This is a genomic window from Methylobacterium komagatae, from assembly GCF_042661665.1.
Classification (GTDB): Bacteria; Pseudomonadota; Alphaproteobacteria; order Rhizobiales; family Beijerinckiaceae; genus Methylobacterium; species Methylobacterium komagatae.
This window is the reverse complement of record NZ_JBHSWN010000001.1, coordinates 4,650,926-4,669,405: the sequence shown is the minus strand read 5'-3', so window position 1 is coordinate 4,669,405 and position 18,480 is coordinate 4,650,926. Positions and strand designations below refer to the sequence as shown.

General features: G+C 65.9%; 9 protein-coding genes and 3 pseudogenes. 3 read left to right on the top strand and 9 right to left on the bottom strand.

From position 1 onward, the window contains the following. Nucleotides 1-2 precede the first annotated feature (2 nt). Nucleotides 3-7,430: pseudogene (locus ACFQE0_RS23050) on the bottom strand (ExeM/NucH family extracellular endonuclease); the annotation flags it as partial. 552 nt (nucleotides 7,431-7,982) lie between these two features. Between ACFQE0_RS23050 and ACFQE0_RS23045 the strand changes: the two are divergent. After that, the gene (locus ACFQE0_RS23045; protein WP_378973828.1) at nucleotides 7,983-8,243 is read left to right on the top strand and encodes a hypothetical protein; all 261 of its coding nucleotides are present in this window, start codon (nucleotides 7,983-7,985) and stop codon (nucleotides 8,241-8,243) included. A gap of 8 nt (nucleotides 8,244-8,251) precedes the next feature. On the opposite strand, the gene ACFQE0_RS23040 is transcribed toward ACFQE0_RS23045, so the two are convergent. After that, entirely contained in the window at nucleotides 8,252-8,560 is a 309-nt protein-coding gene (locus ACFQE0_RS23040) for a hypothetical protein (protein WP_378973825.1), read from the bottom strand. A gap of 215 nt (nucleotides 8,561-8,775) precedes the next feature. On the opposite strand from ACFQE0_RS23040, the gene ACFQE0_RS23035 reads away from it, so the two are divergent. After that, nucleotides 8,776-10,404: an inorganic phosphate transporter gene (locus ACFQE0_RS23035; RefSeq protein ID WP_378973822.1), complete on the top strand. Its 1,629-nt coding sequence runs from the start codon at nucleotides 8,776-8,778 to the stop codon at nucleotides 10,402-10,404. A 2-nt stretch (nucleotides 10,405-10,406) separates the two neighbouring features. Continuing rightward, on the top strand, nucleotides 10,407-11,453 hold the full coding sequence (locus ACFQE0_RS23030) for a transporter (protein ID WP_378973820.1): 1,047 nt from the start codon (nucleotides 10,407-10,409) through the stop codon (nucleotides 11,451-11,453). 168 nt (nucleotides 11,454-11,621) lie between these two features. On the opposite strand, the gene ACFQE0_RS23025 is transcribed toward ACFQE0_RS23030, so the two are convergent. From ACFQE0_RS23025 to chrA, 7 genes and pseudogenes are all read right to left on the bottom strand, one after another. Continuing rightward, nucleotides 11,622-13,805 carry a hypothetical protein gene (locus tag ACFQE0_RS23025; protein ID WP_378973818.1) on the bottom strand — a complete coding sequence of 728 codons (2,184 nt, stop codon included), beginning with the start codon at nucleotides 13,803-13,805 and terminating at the stop codon, nucleotides 11,622-11,624. Nucleotides 13,806-14,540: 735 nt separating this feature from the next. Continuing rightward, nucleotides 14,541-14,675 carry a hypothetical protein gene (locus tag ACFQE0_RS23020; protein ID WP_378973816.1) on the bottom strand — a complete coding sequence of 45 codons (135 nt, stop codon included), beginning with the start codon at nucleotides 14,673-14,675 and terminating at the stop codon, nucleotides 14,541-14,543. A gap of 219 nt (nucleotides 14,676-14,894) precedes the next feature. After that, nucleotides 14,895-15,344 (bottom strand): Rap1a/Tai family immunity protein, encoded by a 450-nt coding sequence (locus ACFQE0_RS23015; RefSeq protein ID WP_378973813.1) that lies wholly within the window; start codon nucleotides 15,342-15,344, stop codon nucleotides 14,895-14,897. Further along, nucleotides 15,341-15,885 (bottom strand): annotated as a pseudogene (locus tag ACFQE0_RS23010) (superoxide dismutase). The gene ACFQE0_RS23015 and the pseudogene ACFQE0_RS23010 overlap by 4 nt, the downstream one beginning before the upstream one ends. Nucleotides 15,886-16,090: 205 nt before the next feature. After that, a complete protein-coding gene (locus ACFQE0_RS23005; protein WP_378973811.1) occupies nucleotides 16,091-16,462 on the bottom strand; it encodes a hypothetical protein in 372 nt (123 codons plus the stop codon). Next, a complete protein-coding gene (locus tag ACFQE0_RS23000) occupies nucleotides 16,459-17,070 on the bottom strand; it encodes a hypothetical protein (RefSeq protein WP_378973809.1) in 612 nt (203 codons plus the stop codon). Before ACFQE0_RS23000 ends, ACFQE0_RS23005 begins: the two co-directional genes overlap by 4 nt. Then, a pseudogene (gene chrA, locus ACFQE0_RS22995) lies at nucleotides 17,067-18,478 on the bottom strand (chromate efflux transporter). The gene ACFQE0_RS23000 and the pseudogene chrA overlap by 4 nt, the downstream one beginning before the upstream one ends. Nucleotides 18,479-18,480 lie beyond the last annotated feature (2 nt).

Genomic DNA, 18,480 nt, shown 5'->3' with positions numbered 1-18,480 from the left:
TCTCAGCCTTGGGTGCCGCTGCCGAAGCTGCCGTCGGCGAAGGAAGAGCGGCCCTCGTAGAGCCCGAACTGCAGGAAGTGCTGCATCGGGTCGATCTTCGCGGCGGCCACATCTGAGTAGGCGGCGAGGTAGCTCGAGCTGTCGAAGGCTTTCGTTGGGTCGCGCCCCTCACTCCAACCGTATTGGTGGTAGTGAGTGAGGGGATTGACGCCCGCCGCTTTCACGTCGGCATAGGCGTCCAGATAGCCCTTGGTGTCGAAGGTCGAGTTCGGGTTGCGGCCCTCGCGCCAGCCGTTTTGCTCGAAATGGCTCGCCGCGAAAGCGAATGTGTTGCCCGCTCCCGCCGCGCGGGCCACGTCCGGATTGGCGAGCAGATAGTATTCCGCGTCAAAGCCGTCCTTGATGTCGATGGCGCGGCCGATCGCTTCATGGATCGTCCGACCCTCGGCCTGGCCGTACTCGATGTAATGCTTCAGCGGGTCGATCCCGGCGGCCTTCACGTCCGGATTGGCGGCGAGGTAGGACTCGTTGTCGAAGCTCGCTCCCGGATCGCGCCCCTCCTTCCATCCATGCTGATCGTAGTGCTTCAGCGGGTTTATCCCGGCCGCGCGCACATCCGGGTTCGCGGCGAGATAGCCTGAGGTCGAGAAGAAGGCGTTTGGGTTGCGGCCTTCCTGAGCGCCGTACATCTCGTAGTGGGTGTCCGCGTCCATACCCGCCCGGAACACGTCCTGATTGCGGGACAGGTAGTAAAGATCGTCGACCAGCGGGTTGCCGTCATCGACCACGATGGTGGCGTCGTTGAACAGGTAGCGTTCGAACCCGCCGACGCGGTCGCTGCCCTCCGGCCCGGAGACGAGCGTGAGGCCACCCGCCTCCGTGATCGTGACCGAGGTGAAGGAGGAGTGGAAGACGAGGGTATCGACGCCCCGGCCGGTGGCGTCCTGGCCGCCGAGGAAGATGTCGTCGCCAGCGCCGTTGACGATCACATCGTTGCCCGCGCCACCGAAGATGCGGTCGCTGAAGTTGGTGCCGGTGAAGGTGTCGTCGCCGTTCGTGCCCACCACGCTGATGCCGCGGGCGAGGACGCTATCGGCGCGGACGCCGAGGTTCTGGATACGCAGATCGTTGGCTGGGGTGGTATCGGCCTGCCCGTAAGGCGTGATGCTGTGGAAAGCCTTGAGATACTCGGCGAGCGCATCCTGCTCGGTGCCCTGCGCGGCGAAGGTCGCGGTGTTGGGCAGAGTGAGCGGCGTGGCGGTGCTGAGCGCGACGCGATTCTCGCCATAGGCCGGGAAGGGGTAGTTGTCGCCGCCGAGACCCGGTGCCGCGCTCGTTCCCGTGGTCAGGAAGTCGAGGGTGACGGCGCGGATCTCACGGTTCGGATCGCCGACGACCTGCCCGTTCTGCACCAGCGTGTCGATCAGGTAGCCGTCCGCATCCACGATCGCCGCCGAGACGATGCGTTGACCCTCGCGCGTGACGTTGCCGTTGGCGTCCAGGGTCTGGGCCTGCTTCGTCGCGTCGAAGGAGAAGCTGATGCCGCCGATCTGAGGGAAGGATCCCGGCGTCGCGCTCGGAGCCACCGAGGAGACCGCGTGCTCCAGCACCCGTTCGAGCTCGGAGGCCGTGACGGTGACGACCGCCAGCGCGTTGTTGAAGCGCAGGGAGTTGGTCACGTCGAGTTGCGAGATGTCGCCTGCCGCCTTGCCCGCCGAGGGGTTGGCCGCCGGAGGGAGCTCGGCCGTGCCGCCGCCCGCCGTCGAGAACGAGCCGATCGAGTCGCGGATGCCGCCGCCGTTCTTGATCGAGACCGTGACCTTGCCGTCGTACTGCTTGGCGTACCAGAGGTTCGCGTCCGCCGTGAGGTCGCCGAGGTTGGTCTCCTCGGTGCGGACCTCACCGCGGCGACCTTCCAGGTACACGCTGCTGCGGCCGAGGATGTTGCCGTCCTGCTGGCGGATGACATCGGCGACGCCGAGCGTCTCCTGCACGCCGTCGTTGTTGGCGTCGAGACCCTCGATCACCTCACGGACGAGATAGCCCTTGCTCCCCGGCGTGAAGGCGGCGGCGGTCGAGCCGTAAAGCTGCGCGACCGTGGTGTTATCGACCGCCACGGCGCCCGAGGTCGCCGAGGTGATCGAATTGCGGATGATGTTGCCCTGGTCGTCGAAGGTGACGGTGAGGCGGCCGACATACGAGTATTCGGAAGCGGTATTGACGAGGGCGAGCGTCTGCCCGCTCGCGTTGGTGAAGAACTGAGGATAGGTGCCGCCCGCCACGTCGCCGGGCAGGAGCCGGTCGTCGGAATCGGCGAGCAGGGTGTGCGAGCCGCCGCCGATCAGCACATCGACATTGCGCAGTAGCGGCGCGAGCGCCTGTTCGTTGGCGAGCTGCTGCAGGTGGGTGCCGACGATCACCTTGTTGAGCCCGGGATTGGCGGCCAGCACCCGGTCGACCTCGGCGTTGATCTGGTCGGCGAGAAGCTGGATCTGATCCTGCCCGTTGAAGCCGTCGATCGTGACGTTGCCGAGCGTGGTCAGCAGCGGCTCCAACTGGGTCGTGGCGCCGACGAAGGCGATCTTCTCGCCGTTCTCCACGATGATGGTCGATCGGGCGATCTTGTCGGCACCGGTCCCGGTCTGGGTCGAAGTCGGGCCGGTCTGGGCGAAGGTGGCGAGATCGCCGTCCCGGTGCACGAGGCCCGAGAGCGAGGATTCCCGCGAGACGTTCAGGTTCGTCGAGAGGTAGGGGAACTGCGCCCCGACCCAGGTGTCGTCGGCATTGCCCGCCGAGGAGCCGAGATTGGCGCCGATGATGTTGGCGACCTCGTTCGGACCTCCGTCGAACTCGTGGTTGCCGAACACCGCCGCCTGGACGCCGATGATGTTCTGGATGGTGATGTCGGCGCGGCCCGCCGAGGCCGCCAGCTTCGTGTAGGCGGCGCTGCCCGACAGCCCGAACAGCTGATTGTAGACGCCGTTATAGGTGGCCGCGAGCTGCGGATCGGCACCCGCGATGTAGAAGGGGCTCGGGATCCAGCCGTCGCCCGTCGAGAGGGTGATGGAGTTGGGCGTCGCATCCTCGAGCTTGTCGACGATGGCCGCGAAATTCGCCGCCCGCTGGGTGGCGAGCAGGCCCGCCTCCCAATCCGAGGCGTGAAGAATCTGAAGCGTATAGGTCATCGGGGCGGCCTGCGCTGTGGTGAAGTCGAGATGATCCTGCGCGATCCCGCCGAAGGCGTTGCCTGTCCCGTCGGTGAAGGCTCCTCCCGGGACGATCACGTCGTAGGCGGTGCCGGGGCGCAGGTCGGCGGTGGGATTGATCGTGACGGTGTCGCCACTGATCGTGATCTGGGAAGCGTCGGAGACCGCGATGCTGCGCTGGTCGCCCGCGCCGTCGGTCAGGGTGATCGTGCCGGTCCCGGCGCGCACCGTCTCGCTGAAGCGCAGGACGATGTTGGCACCGGCGGCGACCCCTGCGGCGTTGTCGGCGGGCGTCGCGGAGACGAGGGTCGGCGCAACCGAGTCGAGCCGCAGGCCGACGAGGACGGGGTCGTGGTCCGATTCCCGCGCTGCGACCTGGCCATCGAAGTAGCTGGCGGGGCGGCTGAAATCGAGGTTGTAGTCGATCGCGTCGGCCTCGTCGGCGTTGATGTGCCACTCGGTGACGCCGGTCACCTGCCGGTTCAGGCTGCTCGAAGCCAGCGCATGGTCGAGGGCGCCGTAGGCCCCGTCGAAGACGTAGGAATAGGGGTTGCCCAGCCGGTCCTCGGCGAGGTTGGTGAACCCGCCCGCCTTGAGGATGTCGAGGGCGTCTTCCTTGATGTAGGCGTTGAAGTCGCCGAGCAGGATCGTGTCGCCGTCCTGGCTCCCCGTCGGGTGCGCGGCGATCCACTGGGACAGGGCGGTCGCGGCGAGTTCCCGCTGCTGCTGCCAAGCGCCCTGGCCGTCGCCCTGGTCGGCATCGGCGCCGGTTCCGGTGCCGCTCTTCGACTTGAAGTGGTTGATGACCGCCGTGAACTGCTCTCCCGTGGCGATCTCATTGAAGGTCACGGCGAGGGAGGCGCGGCTGGTATTCACGCCGTTGAAGATGTGGCCGGTCGTGCTCTGCTGAAGCAGGGCCGGATTCAGGGCCGCGACGTCGGTGTCGTCGAGCTTCTCGATGGTGGTGTTCAGCGCGAGGCTGACCTTGCCCGGCTTGTAGATGAACCCGACCGCGATGGCGTCGCCGCCGAGGAACTGACCCTGGTCGAGCTGCGCGCCGGGGTTCACATAGGCCCAGGTGCCCGCCCCCGCTCGCAGGTTGAGCTGGCCCACGAGGTATTCGAGGGCGTTGCCGGGATCGCCCGGCCTGAATTGGTTCTCCAACTCGGTGAGGCCGAGCACGTCGGCACCGGTTCCGATCAGGGTGGTGACGAGCTTCTCCGTCTGGCGGGCGAGCTCGGCGGCATTGTTCGCGCCGCGCGGCTCCTGGCCGATGGCCGTGCGCGCCGCCGAACTCGTGTCGAGCGTCGTGAAGTAGTTCAGGACGTTGAGGCTGCCGATCTTCAGGGTGCCCCCCGTCGCGTCGGGCGCGGCGGGGCGCGGGTTGGCCACCGTGAAGGTGTTGTCGCCGTCATTGATGGCGCGGACCCGGAAGGCACCACTCGGGCCGTAGCCGAGGGTGCCGGTGAGGTCGCTCACCGTGTCGCCCATGCGGAACGCCGTCGCGGTGCCGTAGGTCGGCCCGAACCCGTCGAGGTTCTCGATCCGCTGGTTCTGGGTGTTGAGCCCGTCGTCATAGGTGATCGAGCGGGCGGCCGTTTGGGCGAGGTAGGCGGCATAGGCCGCCGTGTTCGGTTCGAACTCGTTGGCGAAGGTCTCCGGCCGCCCGCCCGCCGCGAGGCGGATCTCGTTGAACCGGTCGAGGTTGAATTGCTCGGTGATCGTGAGCGTCTGGGGGAAGCGGACCAGCATCCCCTCGTAGCGTTCGAGATCGGGCTGGGCCGTCGTACCGGTGCCCACCGTGCCGGTCGCGGGAAGCTGGACTTCCACGGCCTGTGCTTTGACCTCGGCGGCGGTGAGCGCCCCCGCCTGCACGATCCGGATCGCCTGGGCGCTCGTGACCGCGATCTGTGTCTCGCCGTTGAATTCGGTGACGACGCCCGTCACCCGCACCCGGTCGCCCTCGGCGACATCAAGGAGGCGGCTGCCGGTGCCTTCGTAGAGGAACACGCCTTCCGAGGTGAGCGGATTGCCGTCCTGATCGGCCGCCTCCTCCTGAAGGTAGAAGCCGCCGAGGTTGCGCTTGGTGTCGGCGTCGCCGTTCTGGAAGTCGCCGACGACGATGGCCTCGATGGTGACGGTGCTGCCGACAAGGGGGCTCGCCGTGCCGGACCCTTGCACCACCGAGATGGGGGTCGGATCGTCGTTCAGGATGGTGCCGATGGCTGTGGCGGCGGTGCCGACGGCGGCGCTCACGCCGGATTGGTCGGACGACGCCGAGCGCAGGGTGAGTGCGAAGGTCTCGTTCGCCTCGAACCGGGTATCGCCCTGGACGCGGACGCTGACCTGCGCGGAGGCGGCTCCGGCGGGGATCGTGCCCGTCACAGTGAGCGGCAGGCCGGGCGTGCCGGAGAAATCCGCCGAGGCCGCCGGATTGGCTCCACTTCCCGAGACTTCCGCCGTGAAGGTCACGGTGCCGAGCGTCCCGTTGCTGCGCTCCACCGTGAAGGTGAACACGGTCTCGCCCGCATCGCCCTCGGCTTGGCCGACGGAGAGCGAGCCTGCGGCGAAGCCGATCTCCTGGGTGTAGCCCTGGGGCAGGGCGGCATAGAGCACGGCACCGCCGTTGTTGACCTCGTTGGCGCTGATCACGAGGGCCGTGCCGGTCGGGTTTCTGTCGGCTGCGATGAAGGTCAGGACCTCCGGGCCGAGGTCGGTCGTCGCGTTCGGCTGCGGCGGGACGTACGAGACGTAGGCCGCATTGGCCGGGTCGGTGACGTCATAGACGATGACGCCGCTCTGCCGTTCCAGGCCGACGAAGGCGTAGATCCGGCCGTTGACGCTGCCGATCGTGATGCCCTCGGGCTCGGGCCCCTTGTTGTCCGAGCGATCGTCCGGCGTGTTGGCGATCACCTGATCGTTGTTGAACCGCTCCGGCGCGATCTGGGCGAAGATCTTCTCGAATTCGCCGCCGGTCTCGCGGACCTTGGTGATGGTGCCGTCGGCATTCTGGCGGAAGATCGAGATGCCGCGACCGCCCAGCGTGTGGAGCTGGTCGATCCGTCCGTCATTGTCGGTGTCCCCGACCTGAAGCAGGATATTGAGGCGGGCATAGGCCGGATCGGCTTTGAGCGCCTGAAGCTCCGGGGTCAGCTTGCTGTTCGGGACTGCGCTCAGCCGCGCGACGTCGGCGGTGTTGTCGGTGCCGCCGATGACCCGCTGGTCACCCTCGTTGGCGGTGACAAAATAGGTCGAGCCGTTGGTGGTGAAGCTCGCGAGCGAATCGGGCTGGAGCAGGCCGTAGATCGGCGTGCCCGAGGGCGTCGTGGCGATGCGGATCGAGGCGGTGCCGTTCGGCCCGTCCCGGTCGGAGGCGTCGAACTCGTTGCCCGCGAGCGAATGGTTCACCGCGCCGAGCGGCTGGATAGCGATGGGCGCCGTGCCGGGATTGGCGAGGTCGATCACCGCGACGCCGTTCACCTCCTGCAAGGTGACGTAGGCGAAGCGGTTGTCCGGCGAGATCGCGATGTATTCCGGCTCGATGTCGGCGGCGGCGGAGACGTTCGGCGACAGGGCGAGCCCCTGCGCCCGCAGGGTGGCCTCGCTGCCGTTCAGCCCGTCGAAGCCGACCGTCGTGAGCACGGCAGCCGCCGCGCCGCCGCCCGACACGTCGATGATCGAGATGCCGCCGACCGGGTTGCTGTTCGCGCTTGCCTGCTCGCCCTCGTTGGCGACGAGGAGCTTCGTGCCGTCGCGGGTGAAGACGACCTGATCGGGGCCGACACCGACCGTCACCGTGCTCAACAGGGTCCCAGTCGCGTCGAAGAAGGCGACGCGGCCCGGCTGATCGCCCGTGGCGTTGGCATAGGCGACGGCCACGAGGCCGTTCGACACGGCGACCGAGTTCACCGCGCCGTACTGATCGAGGCCTGGAAGAAGGATCTCCCCGGTCTTGGTCATGGCCCCCGCGGACGAGATCGACACGATCTCGATGCGGCTTTCGTTGGTGTTCTGCACGTAGAGCCGGTTCGTCGTCGCATCGTAGGCGACGACCTCGGCGTTCGGCGACGCGCCGGTCGTGGGATCATTGGTGGCGGCATAGGCGCCGAGCCGCACCAGGGTCAGCGCGTTCGTCGCGGCCGGGGCCGTCGTCGATGTGGCCCCCGAAAGGCCCTGAAGGGAGGGCGCGGCACCGTAGATCGTGGTGCCGCCGATGACGACACCATTCGGGTTCGGAGAACTCGACATTCAATCCTCCGGACGCCACTCGACCCGGCTCAGGCCGGATTCGAGGGCCGGTTGAAGACGATCGAGTCCCGGATGCACGACCTCGCCACCGATGCCGCTGCACATGGCGCTTGCAACAAAGGGGGCGGTTTCACGAACCGTTAACGATCCGCTACGCCGCTAGAGGCCGAAGATCACAACTTTGTGAAAGTGTCCGAGGGAAAGGATGCATTCTGTCGATGCATCAACAGAAGGGTCTCTACGCACCGTCGTAGGGCTTCCGTTCCTTTGCGGGCCCGCATCCAGCGGATCGCCCGGAGCGGCACGACGCCCCGTCACGACCAAACCTTCTGAATCAAAATCAGTCAGTGAAAATCGATCCTCACAAGCACCATGATAAACTTAGCCAACTTTAATTGCTGGATAATCCTATTTTTCTGAGACTAAAGACCCCGTTGATCGCAGCTATGATCTTCGTTACAAAAGCACATCGACATGATTCATGCGCAACATCTTTCTGCTTTTGGTAGGCTTGAAAGGATTCCAGGCATGACGCACGTGATATTGTCGTACGATCCAGACACGCCTCGGGTAACAAGTCAGGAAGTCGAAAGGCTCTACACGGTCAATAGGATCGACACGAGCAACCGGCTGCTCACATCCCATGCCATCATCGCCCATGACGACCATGAAGCCATCGATCTGGCGATGATCATCTGTGGCGCAGACCGGGCTCAGATCTGGCAGAGCGAACGCCTCGTGCATGAGATCGAGGCGTTTCGGTTCAAGCGCAGGCCACCCGGCCATTGAGGATGTCTTCAATGAGCCGGGGTTTTCCTGTCGGAATCGGCGGCGTGCTTCTTCTTTTTCTTGAGCTTGCTGACCCTTAATACCTCGTCGGCGTTGTCTTCCGCGATTCGCTCGGCCAGCGCGAAATTGTGCAGTTCGTCATGGGCACCGTGCTGCGCCGGAGATGGTTCCGTCAGCGCATAAAAGGCGGCGCGGACGACCTCCTTCTTGGTGACATCGGGATATTTCTGACGGATCGCGGTCCGGAGGGCCTTCGGCTTCATCCCCGGCTTGGCGATGGCATGCAGCGCCGAGGCGATCTCCTCAATGGAAGCCATGCACGTGATCCTCTCTGCCTGAACTGGCGTAGGCGACGGCCTAGCATGGATGAAATTTGCGTGACACCGCGATGGCCGATTGCCGGGACACGGTGGCAAGGCGCGTGTCGCGATCGTTTGTTCGAGGCGAATGAAAGCATCCCATCTGCCACCGCGTCACCTGAGCGTCACCGGCCGACTTTAATCCCTCGGTAACGAAACATTCCGAGGTGCCCATGTCCGACGCCGCCTTTGCTCCGACTGGAGCGGTAGGACGTTCGCCCGATGGCAAGCCTCATCTCGACCGGAGCATGCATCCGGGAGGCATCATCGCCTTTCTGCTCGTCCTCGTCGCCGGGCTCGCCTACGCCGTCATCAGCCTGATCGCCGACATGAACGCCGTCGGCGAGGCGCCGCTCGCTTACGGCGCCTTCGCGCTGCTGGGCCTCGCCCTGCTGATTGCCCTGGGCTTCGAGTTCGTGAACGGCTTCCACGACACCGCCAACGCGGTGGCCACGGTCATTTATACCCATTCCATGCCGCCCCTGTTCGCGGTGATCTGGTCGGGGATGTTCAACTTCCTCGGCGTGATGCTCTCGTCCGGCGCGGTGGCCTACGCCATCGTCACGCTGCTGCCGGTGGAATTGATCCTCCAAGTCGGCTCGGGGGCGGGCTACGCGATGATCTTCGCGCTGCTGCTCGCCGCCATCATCTGGAACCTCGGCACCTGGGCGCTCGGCCTGCCGAATTCCTCGTCCCACGCGCTGATCGGCTCGGTGCTCGGCGTCGGCCTCGCCAACCAGCTCATGGGTGGTCAGGACGGCACCTCCGGCGTCGATTGGAACCAAGCGTTCGGCGTGTTCAAGGCCCTCGCCTTCAGTCCGATCTGCGGATTCGTCCTCGCGGCGTTGCTGCTCCTGGCGCTGAAGTTCACGGTGCGGCGCAAGGACCTCTACGAGGCCCCGAACGGCGACGCACCTCCGCCCCTGTGGATCCGCAGCCTGCTGATCCTGACCTGTACGCTGGTCTCGTTCTTCCACGGCGGCAATGACGGGCAGAAGGGCATGGGGCTCATCATGCTGATCCTGATCGGTGCCGCCCCCACCGCCTACGCCCTGAACCGCACCATGACCGCGGACGCCACACCGGCCTTCGTGCAATCTTCGCAGGCCGCGAGTGGCGTGTTCACGCCCCGCGCCAACGGTGCCGCGCAGCCCGACGCGGCCCAGGCCCGCAAGGTGGTCAGCGACGCGCTGAAGGCCAAGGAGCTCGACAAGCCGCCGGTCTACGCCGCGCTCGCCGCCCTCTCCACCGACATTGCCAAGGCCGTGCAGGGTTACGGCTCGATCCGGCAGGTCCCGGCTGCCGCGACCTCGAACGTCCGCAACGACATGTATCTCGCCTCGGACGCGATCCGCCTGCTGCCGAAGTCCGGCGCCAGCTTCTCGGACGCCGAGACCAAGACCCTCAAAGGCTACACCGATCTGCTCAACGCGGGCACACGCTACATCCCCGACTGGGTAAAGGTCTGCGTCGCCCTGGCGCTCGGCCTCGGCACGATGGTCGGCTGGAAGCGCATCGTCGTCACCGTCGGCGAGCGGATCGGCAAGACCCACCTGACCTACGCCCAAGGCGCCTCCGCCGAGATCGTCGCGGCGGGCACGATCGGGCTCGCCGAGGTCTACGGTCTGCCGGTCTCCACCACGCACATCCTGTCGTCGGGCGTTGCGGGCACGATGGCGGCGAACGGTTCCGGGTTGCAGATCGCGACGGTGCGCAACATGGCGCTGGCCTGGGTGACGACGCTGCCGGCCGCCATCCTGATCGCCGGTACGCTGTTCTTCATCCTTCGCCACGTGTTCTGATTGTGACGGCAATCCCCACCGGCGCGGCGCCTCGTCTTCTGTGCGACGAGCCCGCCTTGCCGGGCCTGCTTTGGGCGATGCGGTTCGATGAGACCGGCCGGGGCCGTCTTGTCGAACCCGAGGAGCCGCCGCTTCATCCGGGGGGCTTCGGCGAAGGCTTCACTTGGCTGCACTTCAACCTGAATGACGCGCGCCTTCCGGGGCTCGTTGCCGAGGGGCAACTGGGACCCCCGCAACTGACGGAAGCCGCCTTCGCGAGCGACTTGCATCAACGCCTGATCGTCGAGGCAGGCCATATCGGCGGCGTCGTAGCCGATTTGGTCTGCGAGAGAGGCGAGAGCCCGAAAGTCGACGCCGGCGGACGGCTCCACTTCGTCATGGGACCGCGCCTGCTCGTGAGCGGCCGACGTCACCCTGTCCTCGGGCCGGACCGCGCGCGCGATGCGGCTGCGGAGGGTCGCGGTATCCTCGCCCCGATCCAGCTGCTCGACGTCATCGTCGATCAGGTCGTGACCGCGATGGTCGAGACTGGCGCTCGCCTGGCCGATGAGCTCGATGAGATCGAGGACCACATTCTTGACGAGCGCATGCGCGGCGAACAGCGGCGGCTCGGGCCGATCCGCCGGGATGCCGTCCGGCTGCACCGGCAACTCCTCGGCCTGCGCGCCGTCTTTCACCGGCTTGAGACCGCGGAGGACGACGAGCAGGTTCCGCCTCTCGCGGTCACAGCCGCAGCCCGGATCGCGCAGCGGCTGGACGCGCTCGATCGGGACATGGTGATGCTCGCCGACCGAAGCCGGCTGATGCAGGAGGAGCTGTCCTCCTACCTCGCCCAGGCTTCGAACCGCCAACTCTACACCTTGTCGGTGCTGACGGCACTGTTCCTACCGCCGACGCTCGTGACCGGGCTATTCGGTATGAATACTAAAAGCCTGCCACTGACTGAGAACGACGGCGGCTCTTACGTGGCCATGGCCATCGCCGGCATTTCGGCGCTCGTGGCCTTCGGCCTCATCCGAGGTCTCGGCATCCGGCCGCCGAGAGACTGAAAGCGTTTCTATACATCCGCGGCCATGTCCGCTTTTGGGGCGAACCGATGCCGTTACGAGCGACTGGAATGGGCGCAAAGCCGAATGTCCGCTCCGGACAAAGGACACACCTAAGCGGACGCGATCCATAGTCGGTTAGGTCGTGTTTTTCAGTTTGCGACGTGGTTCTCAGCGGGGTTCGACAGAACGTGGCGAACGTCCAGGCACGATGATGCGATCCTTGCCTGAAGCATGCCGGGGTGATCCGCCGGATGTCGGACGTCGCGCCCCACAAGGTCGTGCTGCTCTTGATTTCGGCGGGTCTTCCATGAGCGCCTTCTCCATCAGCGACCAGTCGTACGCGATCAAGCTCCGCGTGACCTCCGGTATGGCAGCGATAGCAGTTTGAAGCTTCTCGGGCTTGAGTGTCTTTTTATAGTGGCGCGAATTCACTGTGGCGCCCTCGTGACCCATCATCGACTCGCGTATCGGATCGAGGACAAGGGCCAAGATCATTTCCATGTTGCCGAAGTGCCGGAAGGAATGAAACGTTTTTCCTTCTTCCCGTGCCGACGGCACGGCTTCGTCCAGGACGACGCTCCAGCGCTTGTCAAACAAGTTCGACAGTGGGGTGTTTTCACCAAGCTGTTCAATCTCCGAAAAAATCAGGTCCGTTCGTTTTCCCGACCGTCTCTGCACAAAATTGAGGAAGCCGAGCCGAATAAGTTCGGGATGGATCGGCAGAGTTCGCTGTGACACCGCATTCTTGAGACGCCGTCTGCGGGTTGGCCTGATCCTCAGCGTGCCCCGCGTTACATCAACGTCGTCGATCTCGAGATAGGTCAATTCCGACAAGCGTGCGCAGGTGTAGTAGCCGAGAAGCGGCAGCCAATAGACGGCCGCGAAAATCTGCTGTCGGCTGGCGATCTGCTGCATATCCACCTCGGATGTCGTCGACGTCCAGACGGGATGCGCGAAGAGCCGCTCGACATCTTCAACCTCGAAGGCAGGTCGCTTGTCGCCATCCCGTTGGGGGTCAATCAGGCGAAAGTCGCGTAAGAGCTCCACTTCTCCGATCGGACGCTGATTGGCGCGGCAGTATTTCAAAATGGTCGAAAGCTGTGTGATGTGCCGGTTGACCGTCGCAGGACTGAGCCCGACTTTCTCGGCCTGTCCAGAAGCCCGTAACCTCTGCCCACGTTCGAGAAGATCCGCGATCGAGAGTTCCGCATCCCGTTGGCTTTTGCCGTAAGACTTCGGCAAGTTCGAGAGATTCTGGACATAGGCGACGCAATGGGCGTGTTTGATCTCTCCCAGATCGTCAGTGCCCGCGATAGCGACCAGCATCTTGGAGACGGCCCGATGCTGACGCTGGGTCTTCTCGTCCCACGTCTTACCTTTGTGGCCGATGAGCTCTTCCACGATTTCTATGAGAGAATTTGTCTTTTCGGCAGAGGTCGTCTCAGTTTGATTGTCGTTACAATTTGAGCTTTCTTGGTTGAGAACCTCGGTGCCGATGGTGGCGTTCTCAACCGGGTTCCGACCTTCATTCACTGACGTAGTGCCAAGGGTTTCTGAGGCCTGCTCAGGCGCAGCGCTATCCGTTTGATGAGGAGGCGTCGGCGCGGCGGAGGTCTGGTCTCGCCTGCTAGGCACAGCATCTTGTTCGGAAGTCCGAGAGGATGCAGGCTCGGTTTGGCGAGCGTTAGATCTCTCATAATCGTCCATCGCCTGCTGCGACGGGGTAGGGACGTCGACTTCGAAGTTGCCCCATTCGAAGCTGTCGGCGCCGTCGAAGTCCGACTTGGCCCAGCCCAATGTGTCGCGGGGTACTTCGCCCTTTGCACGCATCGCTGAGAGATTGGCCCAGGCTTCCCGTGGATCTGCACGCGCCTCAGCATAGGTTGAGGCGAACTCGCGTGAAACATGGCTGGAGAGCGCCGCGAGGCCACGAAGGCAGCGATTGAGGCCAGCCTCCGTCAAAGGCTCGTTCATGCTGGTCAGCATCGTCTGAAGGTAAGCGCGCGGTGGCGTGAGCCGACCAGTCTCGTCCGGGCGACCGAGATCGCGCAGGTAACCGTTCTCGATGCGCCGTCGGATGGCTCCGCGCTCCGTCAGGCTGAAGCCTTCCCGCTTCAGGCGGGCATCGAGTTTGCTGTCGTACCCCGCTTCGAAGCCTTCCTCGGCCGCTAGTGCCTGAAGGCGTCCAAAGATCCGATACTCCCGTTCCCGTTTCACCATGAGCGAGGACCAGTCGCCGATGAGGCGCGCGCGCGGTGGATTGAGGTCACGCTGCAAGCGTGCAATCCGCGCGCTTCGCTCCCGATCGACGAAGGCGCGTAGGTGGTCGCGAATCTGAGTTGCTGTTTGCATGGCGGGGTCATCCCGGACGCGGAGGCTTTCCGCGTTGAGCCCCCAGCCAAGTGTGCGAGCACCTGCCGGGTCGGTAGTGCCCAGGCTCAGAGCGACCGTGGTGGACTTCCCCCTAAGCGGGGCACCAGAGGGTCGTGTCCGCTCATCGCAACGGAATCGCCTTCGCCACCAGTATACCGCCCCGCGGCGGAACACGTTAGAACAAATCGTCAACGGCCTGCCCCTGTGGACAAGCGCGTGCAACAGCTCTGCGTACAATCGGCATGGCCGCCGAAGCGGCCGAGAGCCGAATGCAATCAGATCAATGACTTAGCGGAGGCTTGGCTGGGGCGCCAGGATTCTCAGCCAAAACCTAAGGGGTACGACATCAAGGGTTTAAGCCCCCGATCACCCTTCTTGAGCGGCATCGGACCTGGGGAATGGACCATCCGAGTGGACCCTGGTCAAGGATCAGCTTGAAGTGCTCCACAGACTGGAGAAATGGCAGCGGACTGGTCATTCGCCGAGAGTGCAAGCTGGCGGACTACCCAGTAGCGGACGTTCCGTTGGCGACCCGCCCCGGTCATTTATCGACTTGCGGACTGGGCTCTGAAGCGGACATGAGCTCGACGACACCGCCACGCCATTGCTAGTCGGCGACGAGGAACTTCCGCTCGATCTCGAACCGCCCGCTACAACACTCCCCGGACGACCGGACCGTGGCCCTATGCCATCCGATGGGCAAATACCCTAGCCTCAGGCGACGCGGGTCCGCCGCAGGTCCGCTTGGAGCCTGACGACGAAAAGGCCGACCAAGGCGAGGGCACCGAACGCGGCGCCGGCCAGGAACGTAGCCGTCGAGCCTGCCGTATCCCAAGCGGCGCCGGCCACGACGCCGGCGACATCGAGGGCGACGCCGGTTATGAGGTTGAAGAGGCTGAACGCGGTCCCGCATAGGTCGTCGGCTGCCGTATCGGTGCACCGATGATCGAGGTCCGTCGTCTGCGCAGCCCCACGTTCCGACCGGAAGTACCCCGTTGGCGTGATAGGAAATGGACTGTCGCGGTCGAGGATGTCTGGCCGTCAAGCTTGCGGTGCGCGACCTTGTTCTCAGCGAGCGGGGGAGCCGGACCGTTCGCAGGGCCAGCGCCGCCGGAAAGCCAGGCTCGCGCCGGCGAGCATGTCGATGCCGAGGAGAGAACCGTTCGAACGTCCCCAGGTGAGGAAGGTCTCCACCAATTCCTCGATCGTGTAGTCCGGACTGCAGATCCCGCTCGCGCTGCCGCCATTCCCGAAGGCCGTCAGGGTGTCGGCGACGCCCATCAGGTAGGCACCGCACCAGCCGGAGGCCGCCCCCTGCTCGGCGAGGCAGGCCTGGTAGAGATCCTGCGTCCGGCGCCGCGTCACGTCGATGGCGCCTTGCCGCTGCACCGGCCGCTCGAACGGCGCTGCGTCCGTAGCGGATCCGGCTTCCTCGCCGGACGAGGCTCCCGGGACGGCACTCATGGCGGCGAGCCCGGCAGCGAGCAGGACAACGGCGAAGACGCGTCGATTCCTCATGACGCGCGGCTGGCTTCCTCGTAAAGGCGGTCGGCCGTCTCCCAGCGGATCACCTTCATGAAGACGTCGACGTAGTTCGCGGCCTTCGCCCCGAAATCCATCTGGTAGGCGTGCTCGTACATGTCCATCGCCAGGATGGGCGTGCCGCCGGCCAGCGTGGTGGTGTGGTCGGCTGCCCAGGCGTTCACTAGGCGCTTGTCCCGAGGGCTGTAAGTCAGGAGCACCCAGCCGGATCCGCCGCCCTCGGCCCGCCCCATGGCGGTGAATTGCGAGCGCCACCGCTCGACGCTGCCGAAGTCTCGGACCAGCGCGGCTTCCAAGGCCGGCCCCGGCTTGCTCTGGTCGCCGAGGTTGGAGAAGAACAGCTCGTGCAGGATCATCGAGTTCGTGGCGATGGCTCCTCGCGCTTGAGCCCGTTGACCACGAACCCGGGCGTCTTCTCGTAGTCCATCGTCGCGAGTTGGTCCGCGATGGAATTCAGGCGCTTCACCGCCCCGAGATAGTTGTTCTCGTAGTGGCTGATCATGATGCGCTCGCTCATCCCGGCGATCTTCTGCGGGTCCAGCGGGAGCGGCTTGGCGGTGTAAGGCGGCAGCTTCAATGCAGGCTGCCCGGGAGCGGATCCGTCCGCGGCGGCGGCTGAGCCCACCCCCAGTCCCGCGGCGGCGAGGCCCGCGCCGGCCAGGAAGAGGTTGCGGCGGTCGATGTCGTTGGACATGCTGTACTTCCTTTCGGGGAGGCGTGCGCTACCGACGCGCCTGGGGTTTGCGAAGGGTGCCGGCGTCGGGAAGGCTCCCGTCGTCGCGCCGGAGCTCGATGCCGTCGCCCGCGGCCCAAACCTCGAAGCAGCGGGCGCCGTCCGGACCGCCGTCGAGGCAGAGCTCGTCGCCCCGGACGCGCCAGAAGCCGGTCCGGAGCGTCCCCATCGAGACCGTGCGCAGGCGACCGCCCTTCTCGAAGCCGTAGGCCCAGTGCACGTCGTCGGTGAGTTCCATGCCGGTCAGGCGCTTGACGAGGTCGCGCCCGAAAAGCCTGCGGAAGGGTTCCCCGGCGGACGCGACCGTCATTCCGGCGGCACCGAGCGCCACCGCGACTGCAAAGACGTGGGCCGCCGTCATCGCAGCTCCTCCACGTCGAGACGGTCGAAGCGAGTGACGCTGTCCGCCTTGGTCCAGAACGCGACCTTGCCCGGCGTGCCGATGGTCGCGTCCGTCACGGTGAAGAGCTCCCCGCCGTCGAACCACACCGTGAAACGATCTTCGCGGGCAGTCACGGCGAGGTCGTGCCAGACGCCCGCGACGACGGGCAGGTCCGCGCCCCCCAACTGCGTCCGGTGGCCGGCGATGACCTTGTAGAACCGCACGTTGCCTTCGAGCGCATTGGCCCGGACGAGGTAGTAGTTGTTACGGTCCAGCAACCGCACGGCGAGGCCCCCGGCTTGGTCCACTGAGCCCGACACCGGCTTGATGCGTGCCCGGACCGTCACGTCCGCCGGCGCCGTCGCCATGCGGATCAACAAGGGGAAGCGGTCCTCGGTCGGGTCATCGCTCGATTGCTCGACGGCGTGCCCGTCCGTCCCGTCCACGTCCGCGACGGCATCCCACCGGCCGGCGGCGCCGGGACCGGTCTGCATCGGCTCGAAACCGGGCAACCCATCCGGTCCGGCGACGGCAGGGAACGCCGCTAGGAGCAACACGATGGCGGTCGGTGCGATCAGGCGTCTCACGCGATGGCCCCCGCGTAATGCAGGAGGATGCCGGCGGCCGAGCACGCGGCCAGCGTCGGGACCATGCCGACCTTGAACCGGAACACCGCCAGCACGGCAGCAACCGACAGGGCCAGCGCCCATGGGTTCAGACTGGCGGGGACCGGCACGTCGAAGCGGACCGGACCTGCCGTGAAGGGTCGCGTCTCGGCGAAGACCGTGTGCAGGGCGAACCAGACCGCCAGGTTCAGGATCACACCGACCACCGCCGCAGTGATCGCCGAGAGCGCGCCGGCCAGCGCCCGGTTGCCGCGCAGGCGCTCGACGTAAGGCGCGCCCACGAAGATCCAGAGGAAGCACGGTGCGAAGGTCACCCAGGTGGTCAGGAGCCCGCCGAGGGTCCCGGCCAGCAAGGGCGACAGGCCCCCCGGTGCCCGGTAGGCGGCTAGGAATCCGACGAACTGCGTGACCATGATGAGGGGGCCCGGCGTCGTCTCGGCCATCCCGAGCCCGTCGAGCATCTCGCCGGGCCTGAGCCAGCCGTAATGCTCCACCGCCTGCTGGGCGACGTAGGAGAGGACCGCGTAGGCCCCGCCGAACGTCACCATCGCCATCTTCGAGAAGAATACGGCCACCTGGCTGAAGACGTCGTCCGTCCCGAGGGCGAGCAGGATCGCGGCGACGGGCAGCAGCCAGATCGCGCCCCAGGTCAGCAGCACCCGCAGGGTGTGCCCGGTGCCGGCCCGCTCCTGCGGGAGTTCGTGGTCGTCGAGGAGGAAGGGGCCCTCGACGGCCTTCGCGCCGCCGCCGTGGCCCCCGGCCTTGAACTGCGGCAGGCCGGCCCGGCCACCGAAGTAGCCGATCACGCCGGCTGTCAGGACGATCAGCGGGAAGGGCACACCGATGAAGAAGATGGCCACGAACGCCGCCGCTGCGAGGCCGATCATGACCGGGCCCTTGAGTGCCCGCTTGCCGATGCGGATCACGGCCTGCAGCACGATGGCGAGCACCGCCGCCTTGAGACCGAAGAACAGGCCAGCGACGAAGCCGACGTTGCCGTAAAGCGCGTAGACCCAGCTCATGGCCATGATGGCGACGATGCCCGGTACGACGAACAGCCCGCCTGCGACGAGGCCGCCGCGGGTGCCGTGCATCAGCCAGCCCACGTAGGTGGCGAGCTGCTGCGCCTCCGGCCCCGGCAGGAGGGTGCAGAAGTTCAGGGCGTGCAAGAAGCGGTTCTCGGAGATCCAGCGCCGCTCCTCGACGAGGATGCGATGCATGACCGCGATCTGCCCGGCGGGCCCCCGAAGGAGAGCGCGGCGATGCGCGCCCAGACCGGTACGGCCTCGGCCAGGGTCACGGGCAGCGGCGCTCCCGGGGTGACCGCGCCGGGCTCGGGCGCGCTCTCTATCCGTGCGGTCGCGGCCATGG

Excerpts from the sequence above, each read along its gene's own strand:
- ACFQE0_RS23045 (WP_378973828.1), top strand. The coding sequence starts at position 7,983 with ATGACGCACGTGATATTGTCGTACGATCCAGACACGCCTCGGGTAACA.
- ACFQE0_RS23040 (WP_378973825.1), bottom strand. The coding sequence starts at position 8,560 with ATGGCTTCCATTGAGGAGATCGCCTCGGCGCTGCATGCCATCGCCAAG.
- ACFQE0_RS23035 (WP_378973822.1), top strand. The coding sequence starts at position 8,776 with ATGTCCGACGCCGCCTTTGCTCCGACTGGAGCGGTAGGACGTTCGCCC.
- ACFQE0_RS23025 (WP_378973818.1), bottom strand. The coding sequence starts at position 13,805 with ATGCAAACAGCAACTCAGATTCGCGACCACCTACGCGCCTTCGTCGAT.
- ACFQE0_RS23015 (WP_378973813.1), bottom strand. The coding sequence starts at position 15,344 with ATGAGGAATCGACGCGTCTTCGCCGTTGTCCTGCTCGCTGCCGGGCTC.
- ACFQE0_RS23005 (WP_378973811.1), bottom strand. The coding sequence starts at position 16,462 with ATGACGGCGGCCCACGTCTTTGCAGTCGCGGTGGCGCTCGGTGCCGCC.